Below are 3,988 nucleotides of genomic sequence, written 5' to 3' on the forward strand. Positions count from 1 at the left end.
CAGGATTGCGGGCAGGCAGCGCCTGCCTCGGGGGCTGCGGCTGGGACTCAGGGCGATGCCGGCGGGGGCCTGTCCTTGAGCTATGCCCGGCCTTTGTCCTGGCTTTCTCTGGTAATTATTCTTGTTACCAGCCTGGTACTTTCATTTTTTATTTCCAACTCGGCCCGCGAAACATTGCTGACCCGACAGGAAGGCTTTGCCCGCCTGCTGGTGGAAAACCTCAACAGCCAGATTTTCCGGCGTTTTGCGCTGCCCACCCTTATCGGCTACGGGCGCATTGCCCTGCGGCAGCCCGCACAGTATGAGCGGCTGGATCAGGTGGTGCAGTCCGTAATCCACGGTCTGCCCGTGGAACGCCTGCGCATCTACGATTTTTCACGTATTGTGGCGTATTCCACCCGCAAGGAAGAAATCGGCCGCGCAGGACTTTCTCCGGCCAATCTGGATGAGGTGCTGCACGGCGCTGCGCCCAAGTCCGAGATTATTTCGACCATACCGGCCTGGCAGGCTCCTTTCAGATTGCCGCTGGAAGAGGGAACCTTTGTGCTGCGCGTGCTGTATCCCCTGCGCGGGGAATCGCTCAAGCCCGGCGAGGATGCCCCCATCATGGGCGCGCTGGAGCTGACGCAGGACATCACGGGCGACTACGAGCAGGTGCTGACGTTTCAGGGCATCATCGTGATCATGTGCCTCATGTCTTCGGTGGTGCTTTTTGGCCTTTTGATCATGCTCATCCACAGGTCTGAACGTGTACTGGCCGAGCGCATGAATAAAAACCGCCAGCTTGAAAAGCAGCTGCACAGCAACGAACGCCTTGTGAGCATGGGGCGCGTCATCGCCAGTATTGCTCATGAGATCAGAAATCCCCTCGGCATCATACGTTCCAGCGCCGAACTGCTGCAGCGCCGCAGTGACGCCGATGCGGGAACCCGGCGCATACTGGGAGCCATTTTTGACGAATCCGTGCGTCTTTCACAAACCGTAAACGACTTTCTTGACTATGCCCGCCCCCGGCAGCCCAAACAGGATCTGGTCGATGTAAGCCTTGTGCTGGATCAGGTTTTGGGCTTTCTGGAGGGCGACATGGGCCGCCGCAACGTGGCGCTGGAACGCAATACTGAAAAGGGCCTTTTCGTTCATGGCGACAAGGATTTGCTGTACCGCGCTTTTTACAATATTCTGGTGAACGGACAACAGGCAATGGACGGGCCGGGCATACTGCACATCAGCGGTGTGCATGACGGTCAGGGTCATGTGCGGCTGGAGTTGCTGGACTCCGGTCCCGGTTTTGACGCCTCCGTTCTGGCTAACCTGCTGGACCCCTTCTTTACGACCAAGGATGGGGGAACAGGTCTTGGCCTGCCCATAGTGCAGTCCATTATCACAAGCCACGGCGGCGTGATCCAACTGGAAAACGGCCCGGAAGGCGGCGCTCTTGTACGTGTGCTGCTGCCCGAAGCCCAAGCCGGGGTACAGGAATAGTCTTATGAGTGAAAAAGCGCATATTCTGATTATTGATGACGAAAAAAATTACCTTCTTGTTCTGCAGACCCTGCTGGAAGACGAAGGCTATGTCGTCACCGCCATCAGCGACCCGGAAACGGCCCTGGCCTTTCTGGATGAAAGCGAAGTTGATGTGGTGGTTACGGACATGAAGATGCCCAAGGTGACTGGGCGTCAGGTATTGGAGCGGGTCAAGAAAAGCTGGCCGTATATTCCCGTGCTTATCATGACGGCATTCGGCTCCATTGAAAGCGCCGTGGAACTTATGAAATATGGCGCTTTTGACTACATCACCAAGCCGTTTTCCAATGACGAGCTGCTGCTTTCCGTTCACAATGCGGTGGAGCTGGCCCGCGCGCACCGGCAGTACCGCCTGCTGCAGGAAGTGATGGAAGACCGCTACGGCGTACACAAGATTGTGGGGCGCAGCCGCGCCATACGCGATGTGCTCATCATGGTCGAGCGCGCCGCGCCCAGCCGGTCCACCGTGCTCATTACCGGCGAATCGGGTACGGGCAAAGAGCTGATTGCCCGCGCCATCCATTATACAAGCCCACGCAAAGACAATCCCTTTGTTTCCGTCAACTGCATGGCGCTCAATCCCGGTGTGCTCGAAAGCGAGCTTTTCGGCCATGAAAAAGGCTCTTTTACCGGGGCGGTGGCCATGCGTCGGGGGCGTTTTGAACAGGCCGACGGCGGTACGCTGTTTCTGGATGAAATTGCCGAGCTGACGCCGGATCTGCAGGTCAAGCTGCTGCGGGTGCTTCAGGAGCGACGCTTCGAGCGCGTGGGCGGGGGAGAGGAAATAGAGGTGGACATCCGCGTAGTGGCTGCCACCAACAAAGACCTCGCCGCGCTGGTGGAAAAGGGCGCTTTTCGCGATGACCTGTACTACCGGCTCAATGTGGTGCAGATTCCCCTGCCGCCCCTGCGCGAACGTCGGGAAGACATTCCCCTGCTTGTGGCGCACTTTGTGGACAAGGTTTGCACAGACAATACCATGCCCGCAAAAACGTTCAGTACCGAGGCGCTCAACTATCTTACGGGCTATGAGTGGCCGGGCAATATCCGCCAGCTTGAAAATGTGGTTGAAAGCTGTCTGGTGCTGGTTCCCGGCGCTGTTATCAATGTGGATAATCTGCCCGCAGAGATTCGCGACGAAGAGTCGCAGTTCAAAAGCGCTGTGGACCTTTTGCCCGTGCAGCTTGATCTGGCCGATACGCTGGAAAAAATTGAGGCCGCGCTTATCCGGCGCGCGCTGGTACGGGCTGACCTTGTGCAGGTAAAGGCCGCGGAATACTTGGGTATTTCAAAAAGTCTGCTGCAATACAAGCTGAAAAAATATGCCATAACAGGGCATTAGAGCAATTTCACTTTGAAATTGCTCTGGCGGCTGCGTGAGCAGACGTTCGCTGCGGAGGCGTAAGCGCAGTTTATCTGCGCGGTTAAGCGCCGAAGTGAGCGTGCCTTAAACTTTGAGAATGTATATTCTCAAAGTTTATCTGCTCTAGAGCGATGAACACGTGTAACCGTCCCCGGCACAGGTCGGGGGCGGTTACAGGCAGCAGGCTGATAGCGCGTTTTTACTGCCCATCATTCTCTTTTTATCAGCATCACCCATTATTAATTACCCATCGTTGCCAAAGATTGCCCATCATTGCCTGTCTTGCCAACCTTGCACTGTGTGTGTGGCCCCGTGAAACTGCTGTGAAAAGTTTTAACGGGTCCTGCGTTTGGCGTACTTATTTTTTTAATAATGTATGTTCTCAGCCTGTTACACAGCGCAGCGGTAAACAGCACCGCTCGGGCGTGCTGGCATCGCGCAGGATAAGTCGTGCAGTAAGCTGCGCAGGCAGGCTGCGAGGAAAGGGCGCGGGCCGGCAGCGCGCTTATAGCGCGCAATTTTTCTGTTTTACGGCAATCGGCAATTGGGCGGCTCTGGTTTTCCGCAGAAAAATTTGGCCTGCAAGCCGCAAAGGAAACATGCTTTTTTCTTCCCGCCCTGATGGTATCCTTTTTAGCTTGTCAAAATGTATTTTTTGCGCAACTATCATGTAACAAAATTCCACGCGGCAAGGGCCGCACCTTGCCGTAAGCGCAGCACACCGGCTGTGGCGTGGTGATAGTTTTTGTTGTTTTTTGACGCTGATTGATTACTCAATTAGAGCAGATTAACTTTGAGAATATACATTCTCAAAGTTTAAGGCACGCTCACTTCGGCGTTTAACCGCGCAGATAAACTGCGCTTTCGCCTCCGTAGCGAACGTCTGTTCACGCAGTCGTCCGAGCAATTTAAAAGTTAAATTGCTCTAGATGTAGAGCCGTTTCGCCTGAGATTGTTGAGATTGTCGTTTAACATCATTGCTGTCCGGCTAAGGGTTAAGAAAAAAGTCCAAAATCTCAATGCGATGTGGTATAAAGAGTTTGCGAAAAACTTTGCCACACAAGGAGATTTTGGACATGAGTCACCATAATACACTTTTCT

The 3,988-nt window shown here is 54.6% G+C and carries 2 protein-coding genes; both read left to right on the forward strand.

The window, feature by feature from the left end:
- Nucleotides 1–1,482 (forward strand): sensor histidine kinase (locus tag V6C16_RS08880; protein WP_442886205.1); only part of this gene is annotated, 1,482 nt, incomplete at its 5' end.
- Between the two features lie 4 nt (nucleotides 1,483–1,486).
- Nucleotides 1,487–2,866: a sigma-54-dependent transcriptional regulator gene (locus tag V6C16_RS08885; protein WP_333536236.1), complete on the forward strand. Its 1,380-nt coding sequence runs from the start codon at nucleotides 1,487–1,489 to the stop codon at nucleotides 2,864–2,866.
- The last annotated feature ends 1,122 nt before the right edge of the window (nucleotides 2,867–3,988 follow it).

Source organism: Desulfovibrio sp. 1188_IL3213 (assembly GCF_036763145.1).
Lineage (GTDB): Bacteria > Desulfobacterota > Desulfovibrionia > Desulfovibrionales > Desulfovibrionaceae > Desulfovibrio.

Coding starts and splice junctions, on each gene's coding strand:
- V6C16_RS08885 (WP_333536236.1), top strand. CDS start 1,487: ATGAGTGAAAAAGCGCATATTCTGATTATTGATGACGAAAAAAATTAC.